The following is a 19,059-nucleotide window of genomic DNA, read 5'->3' as shown; positions in this document are numbered from 1 at the left end:
GAGTGAATTTAAATCAAATGAAATGAGAAGGAGCGGTTCATTTGGATCACAATGTATTTGAAGCAATAAAAATCGGTCTTGCGTCTCCCGAAATGATAAGAGGATGGTCAAGAGGCGAGGTAAAGAAGCCGGAAACTATAAATTACAGGTCATTAAAGCCCGAACGCGACGGACTTTTCTGCGAAAGGATATTCGGCCCCACGAAGGACTGGGAGTGCCACTGCGGAAAATATAAGCGCATACGCTATAAGGGCAAGGTGTGCGACAGATGCGGCGTTGAGGTAACGAAGTCAAAGGTGCGCAGAGAGAGAATGGGTCATATAGATTTGGCGGCGCCCGTGTCTCATATATGGTATTTCAAGGGCATACCGTCGCGCATGGGACTTATACTTGACATGTCGCCCAGAATACTTGAGCGCATACTTTACTTTGCGCTGTATGTTGTCACTGACCCGGGCGACACGAGGCTTATGAAAAAGCAGGTGCTTACGGAAGCCGAATACCGCGATATGCGCGATAAGTATGAGGACAGCTTCGAGGCGGGAATGGGCGCGGAAACCATAAAGAAGCTATTGCAGGAGATAGATCTTGACGAGCTTTCGGAGGAGCTCAAAGAGGAGCTTAAAACAGCTACCGGCCAAAAGAAGATGCGCATAGTAAAAAGGCTCGAAGTAGTTGAGGCTTTCAGAATATCCAACAACAAGCCGGAATGGATGATACTCGACTGCATTCCCGTTATACCGCCTGAGATACGCCCGATGGTGCAGCTCGACGGCGGCAGATTTGCAACGAGCGACTTAAACGATCTTTACAGAAGGCTTATAAACAGAAACAACAGACTTAAAAAGCTTTTGGAGCTCGGCGCTCCCGATATCATAGTAAGAAACGAGAAGCGCATGCTTCAGGAAGCAGTTGACGCTCTCATCGACAACGGCAGGCGCGGCCGCCCCGTAACGGGCCCGAACAACCGCCCCTTAAAGTCGCTTTCCGATATGTTAAAGGGTAAGCAGGGCCGCTTCAGACAGAACCTTTTAGGTAAGCGTGTTGACTACTCCGGAAGAAGCGTTATCGTAGTCGGCCCTGAGCTTAAGATATATCAGTGCGGTCTTCCGAAGGAAATGGCGCTTGAGCTTTTCAAGCCTTTCGTAATGAAGCGCCTTGAAGACAAGGGACTTGCGACAAACGTAAAGAGCGCGAAGAAAATGGTAGAAAAGGTGCGCCCCGAGGTCTGGGATGCGCTCGAGGACGTTATAAAGGATCATCCCGTGCTGTTGAACCGTGCCCCCACGCTTCACAGACTCGGTATCCAGGCTTTTGAGCCTATCCTTATAGAAGGCAGGGCGCTTAAGCTCCATCCGCTCGTATGTACGGCGTACAACGCCGACTTTGACGGCGACCAGATGGCTGTACACGTTCCGCTTTCAGCGGAAGCGCAGAGCGAAGCAAGATTTCTCATGCTCTCCGCGAACAACCTTTTAAAGCCTCAGGACGGCAAGCCAGTTACCGTTCCGACGCAGGACATGGTATTAGGTTCGTATTATCTTACAGGCGTACGCGACGGCGAAAAGGGCGAGGGCAAGGTGTTCTCCAGCGTAAACGAAGCGATGATGGCGTACAGCGAGGGCCTTATAACGCTTCACGCGAAGATAAAGGTAAGAGTTGAAAAAGAGATAGACGGCGTAAAGTGCTCCAAGATAATCGACGCAACTATGGGACGTCTCATATTCAACGAGTTCATTCCGCAGGATCTGGGCTTTGTTGACAGAAACGACCCCGAAAAGCGTTTTGACCTTGAAATAGCATTCCTCACCAGCAAAAAGAAGCTGGGCGAGATAATCGACAGATGCATAAGGATACACGGCCCCACTGAAACTGCCGAGGTGCTCGATAAGATAAAGTCCACAGGCTTTAAATATTCGACGCGCGGCGCTATAACGATCTCCGTATCCGATATGGTAGTGCCCGACGAAAAGCCCGTTCTTATCCATGAGGCGGAAGAGCATGTTGAGCGCATACAGCGCCAGTATGACAGAGGCCTTATAACCAACGAGGAAAGATATCAGCTCGTTATTAAGGAATGGGATAAGACGACGAAGAAGGTAACGAAGGCGCTTGAGGACAATCTTGACGACCTTAATCCTATCAACATGATGGCAAACTCCGGCGCCCGCGGCTCCATAAACCAGATACGCCAGCTTGCAGGTATGCGCGGACTTATGGCAAATACCGCCGGACGCACGATTGAGATACCGATAAAGGTCAACTTCCGTGAAGGCCTTAATATACTCGAATACTTCATATCCTCGAGAGGCGCAAGAAAGGGCCTTGCCGACACGGCCTTAAGAACTGCCGAATCGGGTTACCTTACGAGGCGTCTTGTCGACGTGTCGCAGGAGGTAATAATAAGAGAGAACGACTGCGGCACCGAAAGAGGCATAACCGTATCCGAGATACGCGACGGCAACGAAGTAATAGAGAAATTAAAGGATCGTCTCCCCGGCAGATTTACATGCCACGACGTATTTCATCCCGAAACGGGCGAGCTGCTTATTGCCAAGGGTGAAATGATAGATTATGCGATGGCAGAAAAGATCGCCGACGCAGGCGTAAAAAGCCTTGAGATACGCTCCGTGCTGGGATGCAAAGCAAAGCATGGCGTATGCGCTAAGTGCTACGGTTCCAACCTTGCCACCGGCGGCCTTGTGAACATCGGCGAGGCTGTCGGCATAATAGCGGCCCAGTCCATAGGCGAGCCCGGCACCCAGCTTACGATGCGTACTTTCCATACGGGCGGCGTTGCGGGCAACGACATTACGCAGGGTCTTCCGAAGGTCGAGGAACTTTTCGAGGCGAGAAAGCCGAAGAATCTCGCAATACTTGCAGAGATCTCGGGCGAGGTGCGCATAGAGGAGATAAAGAAGTCGCGCCATGTTATTATCTTTAATAAGGAGACCGGAGAGGAGAGAGATTATCCCATCGCATACGGCTCGCGCCTCAAGGTGATTGAGGGACAGCATGTGGAACTGGGCGACGAGATAACGGAGGGCTCCGTAAATCCGCACGATATCTTAAAGGTAAAAAGCGCTGTAGACGTGCAGACGTATCTTATCCAGGAGGTACAGCGCGTTTACAAGATGCAGGGCGTTGATATAAACGACAAGCACATCGAAATAGTTGTTCGCCAGATGATGAAGAAAGTAAAAGTCGAGGACAACGGGGACACTGATCTGCTTTTGGGTTCTCTTGTCGATATAAGCGATTTTGAGACTGCAAACGAAAAGATCAGAGAGCGTATCGAGGCAGGGGAGATAGATCTGCGCGAAGCAGTATGCTCGCCCGTGCTTCTCGGTATCACAAAAGCATCGCTTGCTACCGATTCGTTCCTTTCGGCAGCTTCGTTCCAGGAGACCACTCGCGTTCTCACCGATGCTGCCATTAAGGGCAAGATAGATCCGCTTATAGGTCTTAAAGAAAACGTAATAATCGGCAAGCTGATACCGGCCGGAACCGGCATGGCAATGTACAACGCCGGCATAGAGGTTGAAGAAGTACAGTAATATATTTATTAAAGACGCAGCGAAGATCGAAATGAACGATCCTCGCTGCGCTTCTTTCATAAGCCGGATCATCACTTGAAAATCCGCAGAAATACAGGCAAAAATCGCCTTATGCAATATTATGAAAAGATATAGTATAGGTATAATCTTTTTTGTTAGAATAGATATTGACTTTTTTCCGTATCAAATGGTATCATAAATTACTGTGGGCATATGCTGTACTTGAAACAGCAGGCCTGCAAAGGAGTAAATAAAATGCATACTTTTATTAAAGACGCATTAAAGATCGAGAACGCCATATGCGGTATAAAACAAGTAAAGAAGGCTTTAAAAAGCGGCGCCGTTAAAACGCTGTATCTTGCATCGGATGCCGAAAAACGGCTTATTGCTCCTATAGTTGCGCTTTCTGAAAGCCTGTATATCCCCATAGTATGGGTATCGTCTATGCGCACTCTCGGAAAAATGTGCGGTATAGACGTAGGCTGTGCAGCGGCAGCGACGTTCAATGCGTGATTTTTGCTCAAACCGGGCTCGTCCCGTTTTGATATAAAATTTTAAAGAAAGGAGGAAAAAAATGCCTACCTTTAACCAGTTAGTAAGAAAGGGCAGAGAGACTCAGATAAAGAAGTCTACGGCTCCGGCGCTGCAAAAGGGTATGAACACCTTGAAGAAGCGTCCGATAGACCAGAGCTCTCCGCAAAAGAGAGGCGTTTGCACTACGGTAAAGACCATGACCCCGAAAAAGCCTAACTCGGCTCTCCGTAAGGTCGCAAGAGTAAGACTCACGAACGGTATCGAGGTTTCCTCGTATATTCCCGGCGTAGGACACAACCTTCAGGAACACAGCGTTGTTCTTATTCGCGGCGGCAGAGTTAAGGACCTCCCTGGTGTGCGTTACCACATTATTCGCGGTACGCTCGATACGCAGGGCGTCAACGGCAGAATGCAGGCGCGTTCAAAGTACGGCGTTAAGAAGCCGAAGGCGTCAAGCAAATAGGACACGCAAAACAACTCAGACGCAAAGTGCATAGTGTGCGTGATTGTCGATCCACCGCCCGAACGGTGCGGGACCGCACTTTTGGGGCGGAGGATCAACATTGACCTCACGAGCGCTTGCGGAAGCAAAGGGCTTTCGAGTACCTATGATAGCTTATTATTTTTAGAAGGAGGGAAGAATAGTGCCTAGAAGAGGTAATGTACCAAAGAGAGATGTTTTGCCTGATCCTATGTATAATTCGAAGATGGTAACCCGCCTTATCAACAATATTATGTATGACGGTAAGAAGGGCGTTGCGCAGCGTATAGTTTACGATGCATTCGATATCATCAAGGAAAAGACAAGCAGAGAACCTTTGGAAGTATTTGAAGAGGGCTTAAACAATATCATGCCCGTGACCGAGGTCAAGGCTCGCCGTGTCGGCGGTGCCACCTATCAGGTTCCTATGGAAGTACGTCCCGAAAGACGTCAGACCCTTGGTCTTCGCTGGCTCAGAGTTTACTCCAGAGCAAGAAGCGAAAGAACGATGGCCGAGCGCCTTGCAAACGAGATCCTTGACGCAGTGAACAATACCGGCGCTGCTGTCAAGAAGAAGGACGATACTCACAGAATGGCAGAAGCCAACAAGGCGTTTGCACATTACAGATGGTAATAACGATTAAGCGGATTTGTTTGACCGCAGTATTGAAAGGAGAGGACATATGCCAAGACAGTTTTCACTTGAGATGACTAGAAACATTGGCATAATGGCCCATATAGACGCAGGAAAAACTACGACCACAGAGCGAATCCTGTATTATACGGGAAGAACGCACAAGATAGGCGAAACACATGAAGGCTCAGCAACTATGGACTGGATGCAGCAGGAACAGGAGCGCGGTATAACGATAACCTCCGCGGCTACTACCTGCAGATGGCTCGACCATCGCATCAATATAATTGATACCCCGGGACATGTTGACTTTACGGTTGAAGTTGAGCGTTCACTTAGAGTGCTCGACGGTTCAGTTACTGTTTTCTGTGCTAAGGGTGGAGTTGAACCCCAGTCCGAGACTGTATGGCGCCAGGCCGACAAGTACGGCGTACCCAGAATGGCATACATCAACAAGATGGACATAATGGGCGCTGATTTTTACAGAGTCTTAAAAATGATGCACGACAGACTTCACTGCAATGCAGTCGCGCTTCAGCTTCCGATAGGTGTTGAAGCCGATTTCAAAGGAATAATCGACCTGCTTGAAATGAAGGCGTACGTCTATTACGACGATATCGGCAAGGATATGCGCCTTGAGGATATCCCCGCAGATATGGTGGATACCGCAGAGGAATATCGCGCGACGATGATCGAAGCCTTGGCCGATGTTGACGATGATTTTGCAGAGCTTTATCTTGAGGGTCACGAGTTTTCGATACCCGAGATAAAAACGGCTATACGTAAAGCTACTATAGTAAATAAGTTCGTACCCGTAGTATGCGGAACTTCTTATAAGAACAAGGGCGTTCAGAAGCTTCTTGACGCCATAGTAGATTACATGCCGTCGCCGCTTGATATACCCCCGATAAAGGGCATCGTTCCGCGCACCGAGCAGGAAGAGGCTCGTCATGCGGACGATAAAGAGCCGTTCTCGGCGCTTGCATTCAAGATCGCCACCGACCCGTATGTAGGCAAGCTCTGCTTCTTCAGAGTATATTCCGGTACGATAAATGCCGGCAGCGGCGTTTTAAACGCGACAAAGGGAAATAAAGAGCGCATGGGACGTCTTTTACAGATGCACGCGAACGACCGCGAAGATATCCCCACGGTTTATTCCGGCGATATCGCAGCAGCCGTCGGTCTTAAGAACACCACGACCGGCGACACGCTCTGCGCTGAGAATGCGCCTATAATTCTTGAATCAATGGAATTCCCGGAGCCTGTTATAAGAGTTGCCATCGAGCCCAAGACTAAAGCAGGTCAGGAAAAGATGGGCATAGCTCTTTCCAAGCTTGCAGAGGAAGACCCGACGTTCAGAACTTATACCGATGAAGATACAGGTCAAACCATAATTGCCGGCATGGGCGAGCTTCACCTTGAGATAATCGTTGACAGACTGCTCCGTGAATTCAAGGTCGAGGCAAACGTAGGCCGTCCCCAGGTTTCCTATAAGGAGACGATACGCAAGAAGGTCGACGTGGATCACAAGTATGCGCGCCAGTCGGGCGGTAAGGGTCAGTACGGTCACGTTAAGATCATCGTTGAGCCCAACGAGTCCGGTAAGGGATACGAGTTTATAAACAAGATCGTCGGCGGCGCTATTCCGAAGGAATACATTCCCGCTGTCGATGCAGGTATTCAGGGCGCTATGGAGTCGGGCGTACTTGCGGGATACAATGTTGTCGACGTTATCGTAACGCTCTACGACGGTTCGTATCACGAGGTAGACTCTTCCGAGATGGCGTTCAAGATCGCAGGTTCAATGGCTTTTAAGGAAGCAATGAAGAAGGCCGATCCCACTATACTTGAGCCTATAATGAAGGTCGTATGTATAGTACCTGAGGACTATATCGGCGACGTCATAGGAGACTTAAACTCTAGACGCGGCCAGATATTAGGCTTCTCCGCGCTTCCGGGCGCACAGCAGATAGAGGCTAACGTACCTCTTTCCGAGATGTTCGGATATGCGACCGACCTTCGTTCGCGCACTCAGGGACGCGGTCAGTACACCATGGAGCCCAGCCATTTCATTGAAGTTCCGAAGAGCATTCAGGAGAAGATCATCTCCGGCAAGTAAGTGCAATCGGCTTTAGTGAAAATTAAAAAATATCATTGATTTTTGTGTAAATAAAATATACAATAATCTATAGAACATTATTAAGAGTAAAATAATTATTTATAAAGGATTTAAGGAGGATTAAACATGGCAAAGGAGAAATTTAACAGAAGTAAACCCCATGTAAATATCGGTACTATCGGTCACGTTGACCATGGTAAGACTACTCTTACCGCTGCCATCACCAAGGTGCTTGCATTCAAGGGTCAGGCTCAGTTCGAAGCATATGACATGATCGACAAGGCTCCCGAGGAGAGAGCAAGAGGTATCACAATAAACACCGCTCACGTTGAGTATGAGACTGACAACCGTCACTACGCTCACGTTGACTGCCCCGGACACGCTGACTATGTTAAGAACATGAGCACCGGCGCAGCTCAGATGGACGGCGCTATCCTCGTTGTTTCCGCAGCTGACGGCCCGATGCCGCAGACCAGAGAGCACATCCTTCTTTCCCGTCAGGTTGGCGTTCCTTACATCATCGTATACATGAACAAGTGCGACCAGGTTGACGACCCCGAGCTCTTAGAGCTTGTTGAAATGGAGATAAGAGAGCTTCTCACCGAGTATGGCTTCCCGGGCGACGATACCCCGATCATCAAGGGTTCCGCACTTGAGGCACTTGAGAGCGCTTCCACCGATCCGAATGCTCCGGAGTACGCGTCCATCATAGAGCTTATGGATGCAGTTGACTCTTACATTCCGACTCCCGACAGAAAGAGCGATCTTCCGTTCCTTATGCCTGTCGAGGACGTATTCACCATCACCGGCCGCGGCACCGTTGCTACGGGCAGAGTTGAGAGAGGTACTCTTAAGCTTTCCGAAGAAGTTGAGCTCGTTGGTCTCAGAGAAGACAAGAGAAAGATCGTTGTTACTGGTATCGAGATGTTCAGAAAGCTTCTTGACTACTGCGAAGCAGGCGACAACGTAGGCTGCTTACTGCGCGGCGTTCAGAGAAACGAGATCGAAAGAGGTCAGGTTCTTGCAAAGCCCGGCACCATCAACCCGCACACCAAGTTCAAGGGCGAGGTTTACGTTCTTACCACTGCTGAGGGCGGCCGTCATACTCCGTTCTTCAACAACTATCGTCCGCAGTTCTATTTCAGAACTACCGACGTTACCGGCGTGATCGCGCTTGAAGAAGGCGTTGAGATGTGCATGCCCGGCGATAACGCTACCATCAATGTTGAGCTTATCAGCCCCATCGCTATCGAGCAGGGCTTACGTTTCGCTATCCGTGAGGGCGGCAGAACGGTTGGTTCCGGCGTTGTTGCAGCTATCAACGAGTAATTTGATTATAAACTGAATAAGAGGACTGTCCGGCGGCAGTCCTCTTGTTATAAAAACAGGCTTTCTATTTTTTTGAAACATTTGGGAGGAATTATCAATGATCAGAAGATATACCGACAATCCGTTCAAGCAGGTCGTTTTCCCGTTCCCGTCGGAAGACAAGGCAGGCATTCAGAACGTGATCGCAACGAAGGCTGACACCGACGGCGCTCTCAATCAGTGGGCTCGTTCAGTCCTTTTACCTGGCTGCCAGGTTCCGCTGCATCCGCATGAGAACACTCAGGAAGTATTCGTAATGGTATCTGGTTTCGCTTCCTACAACGACAACGGCGAAGAGACCATAGTAGGCCCCGGCGACGTTATGTACGTTCGCGCAGGCCAGAGCCACGCTATAGGCAATCCGTTCAAGGAGCCTGCAGTTGTTTTTGAGCTCAACCTTCCCGATACTCCTATAGGCACTGACAGCGGTAAGGCGTCCAAGATGGGCTTCAACATCTAATTAGCTGCTTATTTATTACGATAATTTTTTAAGGAGGCACATACAATGATCAGAAGATACACCGATAATCCGTTCAAGCAGGTCGTTTATCCGTTCCCGTCGGAAGACAAGGCAGGCATTCAGAACGTTATCGCAACGAAGGCTGACACCGACGGCGCTCTCAATCAGTGGGCACGCTCCGTACTTATGCCCGGTTGCAACATCCCGTTACATCCGCATGACAATACTCAGGAAGTATTTGTAATGGTATCCGGTTTCGCTTCCTACAATGACAACGGCGAAGAGACCATAGTAGGCCCCGGCGACGTCATGTACGTTCGCGCAGGCCAGAGCCATGGTATCGGCAATCCGTTCAAGGAGCCCGCAGTTGTTTTCGAGCTCAACCTGCCCGACAAGCCGACAGGCGAGGACAGAAACAAGACCGCTATGGGCATGGGCTTTAAGATCTAAGTATAGCTTTTACGAATAAAAACGGTTCCTGAGAGGGAACCGTTTTTGCGTTTTGAGAGTTTTATTCGGCCTTGAGGGCGTTGCCCGGTACGTAGAATATAGAATAGAGAAGCTTTTCTGCGCGCGTATCAGACGCCTTTTCTTATTTCAGGCTGCTTTTATATTCGCTTATGCTCATGCCCGTCCAGATACGAAAGGCGCGCAAAAATGAATTAAGCTCTGCGTAACCCAAGAGAAAGGCTATATCGTTTGCATTCATATCCGTGTTTCCGATATAGTGCTTTGCAAGCAGCTCCCGTGTTCCGTTAAGCTGCTTTTGGAACGTTGTGTTTTCTTCATTCAGCTTGCGCTGAAGCGTTCGCTTTGTCAAGCCGAGTTTTTCGGCGACGTTTTCAATTCCGCATTCGCCTGAGGGCAAAAGTTCGGTAAGCGCGCTTCTTACGCGGGCGCTTATGCTGTCGTCAACGTCGAGATCGGAAAGGCGTTTGTTAAGCTCTCCCTCGAAGAAACTCCACATCTCATCGTCATGGCTTATGAACGGCACTTCAAGGTCTTTAAGCTCAAATGCAATTAAATTATCACCTTTATCTATTCTGCATCCGAGATGATCCGAAAACAGTCTGTCGGCAGGGCGACCCATCTTGGCGTATACGGGGGAGATATGTTCGCCCGTTGCGCTTCTTATTATATTGACGAGAAATGCCATTTCGCACATTATGAGAAATTGCGGGAGTTCGTTTTCGCCTGCTGACTCAAGCGTAACGGACAGCGTTTTTACGTCGTTTTTTATATTAAAAGCTAAAGGACCGATAAGCTTTTTGTACTTTGCAAGACGCTCAATGCATGTTTTCCCATTTTTACTGCAGTATGAGGCAAAAATCGGAGGTGAGAAGCTCTCGATTTTATTCGTTGAGGCAAGTTTTATCGCAGTCTCGCTTCCGTTTGAAAGCGTCCCCAACGCTTCCATAAACCTAAAATATTGCTCTTCTGTCATTAAAGTGTTCCTGTGAGCAAATGTATCGGCAGGAAGCATGGCCTTTTTCAGCACACATTCAAGGTTTATGCCGTGATATTTCAGCAGATCGCCGTATCTGCCGTCAAGTACGAACTTCGTCATTATTCTTTCTCCAAACGGTAATTATTGCTTTTTGGCGCTGCCCGCGAGCTGCTGATTATATACAAAATCAAGCATCGTCTTTTTTGGGAACATCGGAGCCATTTTCATCATTGGAGACTGCCAGCCGGGAAGCCCCGATATAACGTTTAGCTTTCCTGCAAGCATTCCCTCGTAGCCGTCCTTTGCCACGTCGTCAGGCTTTACCGCGTTTGCAAAAAGCTTCGTATCGGCAAGGCCGCCCGCATTTGCAAATCCCGTTTGCATTGCGCCGGGCATGAGTGCGGTGACTGTTACGCCGGCGTCTTTAAGCTCGCGCCAAAGCGCGTTTGAAAAACTGGTGAGATATGCTTTAGTCGCGTAATACACCGCCTGCAGAGGCCCCGGCATAATTGCTGCGGTAGAGGATACATTGAGTATTTTGCCCTTTCTTTCGATAAGATCGGGGAGAAAAAGCTTGCACAATCTTGTGGGTGCTTCTATATTAACTGAGATCATGCTCATATCCTGCTCCATCGTACGCTCTCTTGCGAAGTTGCCCTGACCGCCGAAGCCGGCATTGTTTATGAGAAAATCAATATTCCAAGCGTTTTCCTTGCATACGGCATAAATCCTATCAACATCTTTCGGATTTGACAGGTCTGCTTCAATTGTGTGGACTGTCACGCCGTATTTTGCCTCGGTTTCGGTCTTTTGCGCTTGCAGCTTTTCGCTTCCTCTCGCAACGAGAACGAGGTCGCCGCCCCGCTCGGCATGGAGCTTAACGAAGCAGGAGCCAAGGCCGCCCGTTGAGCCGGTTATGAGCGCTGATTTCTTTTCCATGATAATACCTCCGTTTTGTTTGTCGGTTTGATTATACAAAAAACAATAGGGGAGAGTAACATCATTGAGCGCCATGTGATAATCAATTCGCGCCAACACGGCAAAATGCATGATGATCATTATAATGAGCAGTCAGGGAAACATGTCCGGAATAATTTATGCATTAAAGATGCTGTCTGTAAAATTCGGGCTTATACGCTTCGTTTCGCATAGCGTCCTTTACCTGCGCAATAAGGCGCGCGTTGTCGCGGTTGAAAGTGCCGCGCAGGTTTATATAATTAGATATGTGATTTGAGCGAAATACGGTGCCTTCACTGTCTACATTTTCTAAAAAGAGTATCATTTCCTCAGCCACCTCGGGCGCGCAAAGAAGCTCAAATCTGCCGCTTTGCACGTCGTCGTAAAGGGGGGTGCCCTTTATTACCATAAGCGTGAGAAAACCGAGATATTCGGGCTTTATTTCGCTTACGCATTTTGCAGAAAGTATGGCGTGCTCTTTTAGGCGCGCTCTGCCGCCAAGACCGGATATCACGGTGAGGGAGAGCTTTATACCGCTTGCACGAAGCTTTTTGCCGGCCTCGACGATCTCGGCGGCCGTTACGCCTTTTTTCACATTCTTAAGAACAACGTCGTCGCCCGATTCAAGGCCGACGTAGACCATTTTAAGTCCCGCTTCGTTCAGCGCAGCAAGCTCTTCGGGCGACTTTTGGAGGATATCCGCAGGCGCACCGTACGAGGTTACGCGTTCGCACTCGGGATAAATGCGCTTTATTGCGCCGAGTACAGTCAAAAGGTCTTCCGTTTTCGCTATGAGCGCGTCGCCGTCAGCTAAAAAGATTTTGTCAACAGGGCCGCGGTATCGCCGCCGCACGTCCTCAAGGTCGGCAATGACTTCATACGGCTTTCTTATCCTGAATTTTTTGTCCTTATACATCGAGCAGAAGGTACAGTCGTTTCTGGCGCAGCCTATAGTGTGCTGTATTATAAGGCTGTATGCTTCGCTCGGCGGTCTGTATATCGTGCCTTCGTATATCATTTTGAAAAATCGCCTCCATAGTCTTTGTTTAAATATATCACCCATCCGGCGATCGGTCAACAAAGCGAACATGAAAAAGGTTTGAATGACGGATACGATTTTTGAAAAAAATATTGACAAGAGCAAAAAAACTGTGATATACTTTCATAGTCACATAAAGGGGTATAGCTCAGCCGGTAGAGCAGCGGTCTCCAAAACCGCGTGTCGTGAGTTCGATCCTTACTGCCCCTGCCAAATGTGCAGAAAGCCTTGATAAATCAAGGCTTTCTTTTATTGGGCTAAAGCGCAAAAAAGACCCGCTTCTCATTGCGAAAAGCGGGTCTTTTTTATGATTTTATTCAGTTCTGACAAGAGTCGCAATTATCACAGTTTTCGCAGTCGGGGAAGAGAGTGTGATCATACTCGATGCCGTTTTTGTCATAATAATCCTTTACGGCAGCCTTTACGGCTTCTTCGGCAAGCACGGAACAGTGGAGCTTGTGAGCCGGAAGTCCGTCAAGGGCTTCAACGACCGCTCTGTTCGTAAGCTCGAGCGCTTCGGAAACGGGCTTGCCCTTTATAAGCTCGGTAGCCATGGAACTTGTTGCGATAGCGGAGCCGCAGCCGAACGTGTTGAACTTTACGTCGGTGATGATATCGTTTTCGATTTTTAAGTATATCTTCATGATATCGCCGCATTTTGCGTTGCCTACTTCGCCCACGCCGCTTGCGTCGTCGATTATGCCTACATTTCTCGGGTGCTGGAAATGATCCATTACTTTTTCACTGTATAACATATTGTTTTTTGCCCTCCTTTAAATCATGCCAAACGGGTGACATTTCCCTTAAATACTCTACAACTTCTTTAACTGCTTTGATAATATGCTCAACTTCATCCATGGTATTTTCTTCACAGAGCGTGAGCCTTAAAGAGCCGTGCGCGATCTCATGGGGGCGCCCTATGGATAACAGCACATGGCTAGGGTCGAGAGAGCCTGAAGTGCAGGCCGAACCCGACGATGCGCACACGCCCTTAGCGTCCAAAAGAAGGAGAAGTGACTCGCCCTCGATGCCCTCAAAGCACATGTTGACGTTTCCCGGCAGGCGGCAAGTCTTGTCGCCGTTTACTATTGAATGAGGTATCTCGGAAAGCCCCTCGATGAGCCTGTCGCGCATTTTAACAAGCTTATCACGATTTTCGTCTATCTTTGAGCACGCTTCGTCCAGCGCAGCGGCCATGCCCATAATGGCGGGGATATTTTCCGTTCCGGCACGCTTTCCTCGCTCCTGTGCGCCGCCCTCTATGATATTTGTAAGCGGTATCCCCACTCTTGAATAGAGCGCGCCAACGCCCTTGGGGCCGTGAAATTTGTGAGCGGAGAGCGAAAGCATATCTATATTCTGCTCTTTAACATTGATTTTTATATGACCTACCGCCTGGACCGCATCAGTATGGAAAATAACGCCGCGTTCCTTGCACACCGCGCCTATCTCTGCTATCGGCTGTATCGTGCCGATCTCGTTATTAGCGTACATTACGGTTACGAGAGCAGTATCGTCGCGTATTGCGGCGGCCACCTCGGAAGCTGTGATTATGCCGCATTCGTGCGGGTCTAAAAGCGTTACCTCGAAGCCCTGTTTTTTAAGCTTGTCGAGCGTGTGGAGTACTGCATGGTGTTCAAATGCAGTTGAAACGATATGTTTTTTACCTTTTTTGGCGCCGAAAGTCGCTGCTGATATTATAGCCTGATTGTCCGCCTCGCTGCCGCCTGAGGTAAAGTATATCTCACGCGGTTTTGCGCCAAGTTCGGCAGCTACGCGCGCTCTGGCGTCTTCAAGCGCTTCGGCGGCCGTTTGACCTATCGAATGAAGGCTTGACGGGTTGCCGTAAACTTCATTCATATAGGCAGTCATTGCATCTATTGCCGTGCGGCTCATTTTTGTTGTGGCCGCATTATCTGCATAAATCTGCATAAAATCACCTTCTGAAGTTCATAAAATAAGTTGATGTACAGCAGTCTTATCTGCTAAAGGGAATTATAGCGCAATAAACCTATTAAGTCAATAGGAAAATGCTTTTTTGTGAACTTGAACACAACGCATAGTACATATGTTGACGGCTTAGTATATATTTGCTATTATTTTAAATATAGAAGTATATTTAATACAGCGGGAAGTGAAAAATGCTTAATCAGTTTTCAAGATCACAGCTTATATTGGGCACAAAAGCCATGGAGAGTCTTCGTGCATCGCGCGTAGCCGTGTTCGGCGTCGGCGGCGTTGGCGGCTGTACGGCGGAGGCACTGGCGCGCGCGGGAGTCGGCGCGCTGGACATCGTTGACTCTGACAAGGTGAGTATCACTAACCTTAACAGGCAGATACATGCTCTTCACAGCACGATAGGTCAGTATAAGGTCGATGCGGCGCGTGCGCGCTGCCTTGATATAAACCCAAATCTAAGGATAAACACGCATAAGGTCTTTTATACGCCCGAAACGGCGGATAAGTTTGATTTTTCGGATTATGACTATGTAGTTGACGCGATAGATACCGTTACCGGAAAGCTGTGTCTTATAGAGAACGCTGTCAAAGCCGATGTTCCCGTAATAAGCTCGATGGGCGCGGGAAATAAGCTTGATCCGACGGCGTTTGAGGTTTCGGATATCTATAAAACGTCTGTATGTCCGCTTGCAAGGGTAATGCGGCGAGAGCTGAAAATGAGGGGGATAAAGCGCTTAAAAGTCGTATATTCAAAAGAGCCTCCCGCTTCATTTGCCGCAGGGGAAGCGCCGGATGAAGAAATGACGTCCGGTACTCGACACGCGCCGGGCAGCGTATCGTTCGTGCCTCCGGTAGTTGGTTTTATAATCGCTTCGGAAGTCATAAAGGATATTATAAAAAACAATTTAGATACAGGTGATGAAAAATGAAGACTATTGAAACAAATAATGCCCCTAAAGCAATAGGCCCGTATTCGCAGGCCGTGGAAGCCGGAGGTTTTATATTTACTTCGGGACAGATACCCATTGATCCGAAAAGCGGGACACTTGTTGACGGCGACATCAAGGCCCAGACAGAGCAGGTAATAAAAAATCTCGAAGCCGTTTTGAAGGCGGCGGATGCAAAACTTTGCGACGTTGTAAAGACGATGTGCTTTTTACAGAGCATGAATGATTTTACTGCATTTAACGAAGTATACGAAAGATTCTTTTCCCACAAGCCCGCAAGAAGCTGCGTGGAAGCTGCAAAACTTCCGAAAGGCGCGCTTGTAGAGATAGAGGTAATTGCACATAAGCGCGCTTAGAATGAACAAATCAAATCAATAAAAAAGCCGCGAGCTTTAATAAAGCCCGTGGCTTTTTTAAATAAAGTATTCGATCGTACTATCCTCGGTAAGCTTTGTGGTTTCGTTAAATAGAATAACTGCCTCTCGAAGCTTTGGATCGCCCAGCGAATAAATATCGCAGGTTTCCTTATTGAAATAAGTGAATGGCACTATGCGATTATAAAACGTGGGATGGTTCAAAGTAATATGTATATCGCTGTGGGGAAAGGCCTCTGTTTCGTAGTAAGGGTCAAACATAAGTATGTTTTCTTCGCGAACGCCGGTAAGGAGAACATAATGCTCCACGTCGTAAAAGAGACGGACGACTGCGACGCCGTTTCTTTTCAGAGCGTCGTTTATGAGACTGTCTTGACCGATAAATACTTTTTTGCCGCGCAGATATCTTGAGGAAACAGGCATATATCCCACTTTTCCCAAGCCGTCGAGCCAGCCGCTTAAAAACATCATAGCCATATGAGACGTTCCGCTTTTGCCCTGTGCGCCATCGCTTGTGTAGCAGTCAAGAGAGTAAAGCATAATGTTTCGTATAATATCCGGCGCGATTTCCTCACGCTCAAAAAGTACGCTCAGAGCGTTTAAAAGAGACGTCGGGCCGCAGTCGTATTCTGATAATTGATAATGAAGCGGATTTTTCATAAAAGAGCCCCTTTGATAAAATGCTTTTTTAGCGCGCCTAAACGATAGTTCCTCCGCCGAACACGACGTCGCCGTCATATAATACGACGGCCTGACCGCGCGTAACAGCGCGCTGCGGCGTTTCGAATTCAACTCTTATGACGTCTCGGTCAAGCTGAGTGACTAAAGCCGGAGACTCGGGATGACGGTAGCGCACCTTGGCCGTAAGACGTATGGGAGAGGTTATTTCTTTTACGGGGATAAGGTTTATGTTCTTTGCGATAAGCACGTTTGAAAAAAGCTCGCTGTTTTTTGAAAGCGTGACCGTATTATCAAGCGGATCTATTTTTGACACATATACGGGCTCGGGCATGGAAAGCCCAAGTCCTTTTCTTTGTCCTACGGTGTATCTTATTATGCCCTTATGTCTGCCCAGCACATGTCCGCTTATATCTATAAAATCGCCCTCGGGGTACGTTCTGCCCGTGTATCGTTCGATAAAATCGGCATATTTTCCGTCGGGGACAAAGCATATATCCTGGCTGTCGTGCTTTTTGGCGTTTACAAAGCCGTTTTTTTCGGCGATCTTTCGTATCTGCGCTTTCGTCATGGCGCCTAGCGGGAATATCGTGTGCTTTAGCTGCTCCTGCGTCATTGAATAGAGCACGTAGCTTTGGTCCTTTTTTGGATCGGAGCCTTTTTTTAAAAGATATCGTCCCGATTTTTCGTCGAATTCGATCCTCGCGTAATGTCCCGTTACGACGCGGTCGCAGCCGAGCTCTTGCGCGCGAAGGAACATCTTGTCAAATTTCAGATATCTGTTGCAGTCTATGCACGGATTGGGGGTCATGCCGTTTTCATATGCATATATAAATCTTTCGATAACATATTCCTTAAATTTATCGGAAAAGTTAAAGACATAGTGCGGTATGCCGAGAGAGCGGGCGACTGCGCGCGCATCTTCCGCATCGTCAAGAGAACAGCAGGTGCGTTCGTTTGAAACTTTTATATCCTCGTTTGAAAACAGCCGCATAGTAACGCCTATGCAGTCATATCCGTTTTCTTTCATGATAAGAGCTGCAACGCTTGAGTCTACGCCGCCGCTCATTGCAATAATTGCCCTGTTGTTCATAATGAAAGTTACCTCTTTTTTATATATTGCCGACTTAAGTTAAATAAGCCCGGGGTCGCGCTTTGCGCTTCCTATGTCTGTTACTATCCTGTAGCCTGCGCTTTCTATGCGCCGTCGGAGGCATCCGAGGCACTGAGCCGATTCTTCTCCGGTGCATATCTTATTCTCATAAAGCTCGTAAAGCGCTCTCGTTCGCACGGGGGAGAGATTAGGCATAACTACGTTTGCGCCCGCACGAAGCCCCATCTCGCGTCCCTCGGGATGAATAGTGCCGAGCGCCGTTGTCGCTGGGATAAGCGCATAGGGGAACATAAGGCGAAGTATGGAAATGAGGCTCAGCGTAAGCGGAAAGCTGCCGTTTTCCTTATCGGCGAACGGAGTGGCGGGATGCGTAATATATGGTCCTATGCCGATCATTTCAGGCTGAAGCTGTTGCAAAAAACGCAGATCCGCAACAAGATCGTCAAGCGTCTGATAAGGCGAGCCTACCATGAATCCCGATCCAACCTCAAAGCCGATCTCTTTCAGATCATAAAGGCACTTTTTCCTGTTTTTAAGACTCATGCTTTCGGGGTGAAGCTTTTTATAATGCTCTTCTTCGGCAGTTTCATGCCGCAGAAGATAGCGGTTTGCACCTGCTTCAAAATAGGCGCGGTAACTCTCTTTAGGCTTTTCACCCACGGAAAGCGTTATGGCGCAGTCGGGAAAGCTTTCTCGCACGGCAGAGATGATATCGCACATCACGTCGTCTTTGAAATAAGGGTCCTCTCCTCCTTGAAGCACAAAGGTGCGAAAACCGAGAGCGTAGCCTTCCGTGCAGCATTCAAGTATCTCGTCTTTTGAAAGCCTGTACCGAAAAAGAGTTTGATTGCCCCTTCGTATACCGCAGTAGTAGCAGTTGTTTTTGCAGTGATTGGTAAATTCAATAAGACCGCGTATATATACTTTATCGCCGTATATGGAACGCCTTACGTCGTCTGCACAGCTGTAGAGCGCATCTTTTTCGCTTTCGCAAAGCATGATCTCTTTAAGCTCGCTGTCCGAAAGCGTGCGCTCGTCTTTAAGCTTTTTTATCAAGCCTTTTAAATCCGTCATTTGTCCGTTACTCCCAAATGCTTTATACGTTTATAATATCATATAAGACAAATAAAATATACAGCTGATCAAAAACTGCGTCAAATATATTAAACCTATATGAATAATATGATTAAATTGTATGTCCGATCGTTGTTTTTGTCAAGAAAAAGAAAAAATATATATTCGTATTGACAAGAGAAAAAAGGAGTGCTATAATTAAGCCTATAAAATAGCTAGGTTTAATGGGAATTAAATCAAGGAGGTAATTCGATGAGACCGATAAGCCTTTGGGCGCGATGTTGAAGGTGAAACATCGCGTAACCGAATATATATAA

The 19,059-nt window shown here is 48.0% G+C and carries 18 protein-coding genes and 1 tRNA gene; 11 read left to right on the top strand and 8 right to left on the bottom strand.

Going from position 1 to position 19,059, the window contains the following annotated elements; all coding sequences use genetic code 11:
- Positions 1 to 41 precede the first annotated feature (41 nt).
- From rpoC to IJG50_09130, 8 genes are all read left to right on the top strand, one after another.
- Positions 42 to 3,557, top strand: coding sequence for a DNA-directed RNA polymerase subunit beta' (gene rpoC / locus IJG50_09165; protein ID MBQ3380009.1), 3,516 nt, complete (start codon positions 42 to 44; stop codon positions 3,555 to 3,557).
- Between the two features lie 255 nt (positions 3,558 to 3,812).
- Positions 3,813 to 4,070: a ribosomal L7Ae/L30e/S12e/Gadd45 family protein gene (locus tag IJG50_09160; GenBank protein MBQ3380008.1), complete on the top strand. Its 258-nt coding sequence runs from the start codon at positions 3,813 to 3,815 to the stop codon at positions 4,068 to 4,070.
- 61 nt (positions 4,071 to 4,131) lie between these two features.
- A complete protein-coding gene (gene rpsL, locus IJG50_09155; protein ID MBQ3380007.1) occupies positions 4,132 to 4,554 on the top strand; it encodes a 30S ribosomal protein S12 in 423 nt (140 codons plus the stop codon).
- Positions 4,555 to 4,735: 181 nt separating this feature from the next.
- Positions 4,736 to 5,206: a 30S ribosomal protein S7 gene (gene rpsG / locus IJG50_09150; protein ID MBQ3380006.1), complete on the top strand. Its 471-nt coding sequence runs from the start codon at positions 4,736 to 4,738 to the stop codon at positions 5,204 to 5,206.
- Between the two features lie 49 nt (positions 5,207 to 5,255).
- Positions 5,256 to 7,325, top strand: coding sequence for an elongation factor G (gene fusA / locus IJG50_09145; GenBank protein ID MBQ3380005.1), 2,070 nt, complete (start codon positions 5,256 to 5,258; stop codon positions 7,323 to 7,325).
- 126 nt (positions 7,326 to 7,451) lie between these two features.
- The gene (tuf, locus tag IJG50_09140) at positions 7,452 to 8,654 is read left to right on the top strand and encodes an elongation factor Tu (protein ID MBQ3380004.1); all 1,203 of its coding nucleotides are present in this window, start codon (positions 7,452 to 7,454) and stop codon (positions 8,652 to 8,654) included.
- A gap of 97 nt (positions 8,655 to 8,751) precedes the next feature.
- Positions 8,752 to 9,153, top strand: a complete 402-nt coding sequence (locus IJG50_09135; protein MBQ3380003.1) for a cupin domain-containing protein — start codon at positions 8,752 to 8,754, stop codon at positions 9,151 to 9,153.
- 45 nt (positions 9,154 to 9,198) lie between these two features.
- Positions 9,199 to 9,603 carry a cupin domain-containing protein gene (locus IJG50_09130; GenBank protein ID MBQ3380002.1) on the top strand — a complete coding sequence of 135 codons (405 nt, stop codon included), beginning with the start codon at positions 9,199 to 9,201 and terminating at the stop codon, positions 9,601 to 9,603.
- A gap of 142 nt (positions 9,604 to 9,745) precedes the next feature.
- Here the strand turns inward: IJG50_09130 and IJG50_09125 are convergent, their stop codons facing one another.
- The 3 genes from IJG50_09125 to IJG50_09115 all read right to left on the bottom strand — a co-directional run bounded on the left by IJG50_09125 (position 9,746) and on the right by IJG50_09115 (position 12,575).
- Positions 9,746 to 10,720, bottom strand: coding sequence for a helix-turn-helix domain-containing protein (locus IJG50_09125; GenBank protein ID MBQ3380001.1), 975 nt, complete (start codon positions 10,718 to 10,720; stop codon positions 9,746 to 9,748).
- Positions 10,721 to 10,741: 21 nt separating this feature from the next.
- Positions 10,742 to 11,539: an SDR family oxidoreductase gene (locus tag IJG50_09120; protein ID MBQ3380000.1), complete on the bottom strand. Its 798-nt coding sequence runs from the start codon at positions 11,537 to 11,539 to the stop codon at positions 10,742 to 10,744.
- Positions 11,540 to 11,702: 163 nt separating this feature from the next.
- Positions 11,703 to 12,575: a B12-binding domain-containing radical SAM protein gene (locus tag IJG50_09115; GenBank protein ID MBQ3379999.1), complete on the bottom strand. Its 873-nt coding sequence runs from the start codon at positions 12,573 to 12,575 to the stop codon at positions 11,703 to 11,705.
- 158 nt (positions 12,576 to 12,733) lie between these two features.
- On the opposite strand from IJG50_09115, the gene IJG50_09110 reads away from it, so the two are divergent.
- A tRNA-Trp gene (locus IJG50_09110) sits at positions 12,734 to 12,809 on the top strand.
- A gap of 104 nt (positions 12,810 to 12,913) precedes the next feature.
- Here IJG50_09110 and nifU read toward each other — a convergent pair.
- Both nifU and nifS read right to left on the bottom strand, forming a co-directional pair.
- Positions 12,914 to 13,351 (bottom strand): Fe-S cluster assembly scaffold protein NifU, encoded by a 438-nt coding sequence (gene nifU, locus IJG50_09105; GenBank protein MBQ3379998.1) that lies wholly within the window; start codon positions 13,349 to 13,351, stop codon positions 12,914 to 12,916.
- Positions 13,338 to 14,528: a cysteine desulfurase NifS gene (gene nifS / locus IJG50_09100; protein ID MBQ3379997.1), complete on the bottom strand. Its 1,191-nt coding sequence runs from the start codon at positions 14,526 to 14,528 to the stop codon at positions 13,338 to 13,340. The genes nifU and nifS overlap by 14 nt, the downstream gene beginning before the upstream one ends.
- Before the next feature lie 209 nt (positions 14,529 to 14,737).
- Here nifS and IJG50_09095 point away from each other — a divergent pair, with 209 nt between their 5' ends.
- Both IJG50_09095 and IJG50_09090 read left to right on the top strand, forming a co-directional pair.
- A complete protein-coding gene (locus IJG50_09095) occupies positions 14,738 to 15,484 on the top strand; it encodes a tRNA threonylcarbamoyladenosine dehydratase (protein ID MBQ3379996.1) in 747 nt (248 codons plus the stop codon).
- Positions 15,481 to 15,858 carry a RidA family protein gene (locus tag IJG50_09090; GenBank protein MBQ3379995.1) on the top strand — a complete coding sequence of 126 codons (378 nt, stop codon included), beginning with the start codon at positions 15,481 to 15,483 and terminating at the stop codon, positions 15,856 to 15,858. The genes IJG50_09095 and IJG50_09090 overlap by 4 nt, the downstream gene beginning before the upstream one ends.
- 57 nt (positions 15,859 to 15,915) lie before the next feature.
- On the opposite strand, the gene IJG50_09085 is transcribed toward IJG50_09090, so the two are convergent.
- From IJG50_09085 to hydE, 3 genes are read right to left on the bottom strand one after another with little or no spacing between them, the layout of a single operon-like run.
- Positions 15,916 to 16,536 (bottom strand): peptidase C39, encoded by a 621-nt coding sequence (locus IJG50_09085; GenBank protein MBQ3379994.1) that lies wholly within the window; start codon positions 16,534 to 16,536, stop codon positions 15,916 to 15,918.
- Positions 16,537 to 16,573: 37 nt separating this feature from the next.
- Positions 16,574 to 17,647 carry a tRNA 2-thiouridine(34) synthase MnmA gene (gene mnmA / locus IJG50_09080; protein MBQ3379993.1) on the bottom strand — a complete coding sequence of 358 codons (1,074 nt, stop codon included), beginning with the start codon at positions 17,645 to 17,647 and terminating at the stop codon, positions 16,574 to 16,576.
- A 39-nt stretch (positions 17,648 to 17,686) separates the two neighbouring features.
- Complete coding sequence (gene hydE / locus IJG50_09075) at positions 17,687 to 18,742, bottom strand: [FeFe] hydrogenase H-cluster radical SAM maturase HydE (protein MBQ3379992.1); 1,056 nt, start codon at positions 18,740 to 18,742, stop codon at positions 17,687 to 17,689.
- Positions 18,743 to 19,059: the final 317 nt, after the last annotated feature.

Source organism: Clostridia bacterium (assembly GCA_017405765.1).
In the GTDB taxonomy this organism is placed as follows: Bacteria; Bacillota; Clostridia; order Oscillospirales; family RGIG577; genus RGIG577.
Note: the sequence above shows the minus strand (reverse complement) of the source record. Positions and strands in the feature narration are given on the sequence as shown.

Excerpts from the sequence above, each read along its gene's own strand:
- IJG50_09160 (MBQ3380008.1), top strand. The coding sequence starts at position 3,813 with ATGCATACTTTTATTAAAGACGCATTAAAGATCGAGAACGCCATATGC.
- rpsL (MBQ3380007.1), top strand. The coding sequence starts at position 4,132 with ATGCCTACCTTTAACCAGTTAGTAAGAAAGGGCAGAGAGACTCAGATA.
- fusA (MBQ3380005.1), top strand. The coding sequence starts at position 5,256 with ATGCCAAGACAGTTTTCACTTGAGATGACTAGAAACATTGGCATAATG.
- tuf (MBQ3380004.1), top strand. The coding sequence starts at position 7,452 with ATGGCAAAGGAGAAATTTAACAGAAGTAAACCCCATGTAAATATCGGT.
- IJG50_09135 (MBQ3380003.1), top strand. The coding sequence starts at position 8,752 with ATGATCAGAAGATATACCGACAATCCGTTCAAGCAGGTCGTTTTCCCG.
- IJG50_09130 (MBQ3380002.1), top strand. The coding sequence starts at position 9,199 with ATGATCAGAAGATACACCGATAATCCGTTCAAGCAGGTCGTTTATCCG.
- IJG50_09125 (MBQ3380001.1), bottom strand. The coding sequence starts at position 10,720 with ATGACGAAGTTCGTACTTGACGGCAGATACGGCGATCTGCTGAAATAT.
- IJG50_09120 (MBQ3380000.1), bottom strand. The coding sequence starts at position 11,539 with ATGGAAAAGAAATCAGCGCTCATAACCGGCTCAACGGGCGGCCTTGGC.
- IJG50_09115 (MBQ3379999.1), bottom strand. The coding sequence starts at position 12,575 with ATGATATACGAAGGCACGATATACAGACCGCCGAGCGAAGCATACAGC.
- nifU (MBQ3379998.1), bottom strand. The coding sequence starts at position 13,351 with ATGTTATACAGTGAAAAAGTAATGGATCATTTCCAGCACCCGAGAAAT.
- nifS (MBQ3379997.1), bottom strand. The coding sequence starts at position 14,528 with ATGCAGATTTATGCAGATAATGCGGCCACAACAAAAATGAGCCGCACG.
- IJG50_09095 (MBQ3379996.1), top strand. The coding sequence starts at position 14,738 with ATGCTTAATCAGTTTTCAAGATCACAGCTTATATTGGGCACAAAAGCC.
- IJG50_09090 (MBQ3379995.1), top strand. The coding sequence starts at position 15,481 with ATGAAGACTATTGAAACAAATAATGCCCCTAAAGCAATAGGCCCGTAT.
- IJG50_09085 (MBQ3379994.1), bottom strand. The coding sequence starts at position 16,536 with ATGAAAAATCCGCTTCATTATCAATTATCAGAATACGACTGCGGCCCG.
- mnmA (MBQ3379993.1), bottom strand. The coding sequence starts at position 17,647 with ATGAACAACAGGGCAATTATTGCAATGAGCGGCGGCGTAGACTCAAGC.
- hydE (MBQ3379992.1), bottom strand. The coding sequence starts at position 18,742 with ATGACGGATTTAAAAGGCTTGATAAAAAAGCTTAAAGACGAGCGCACG.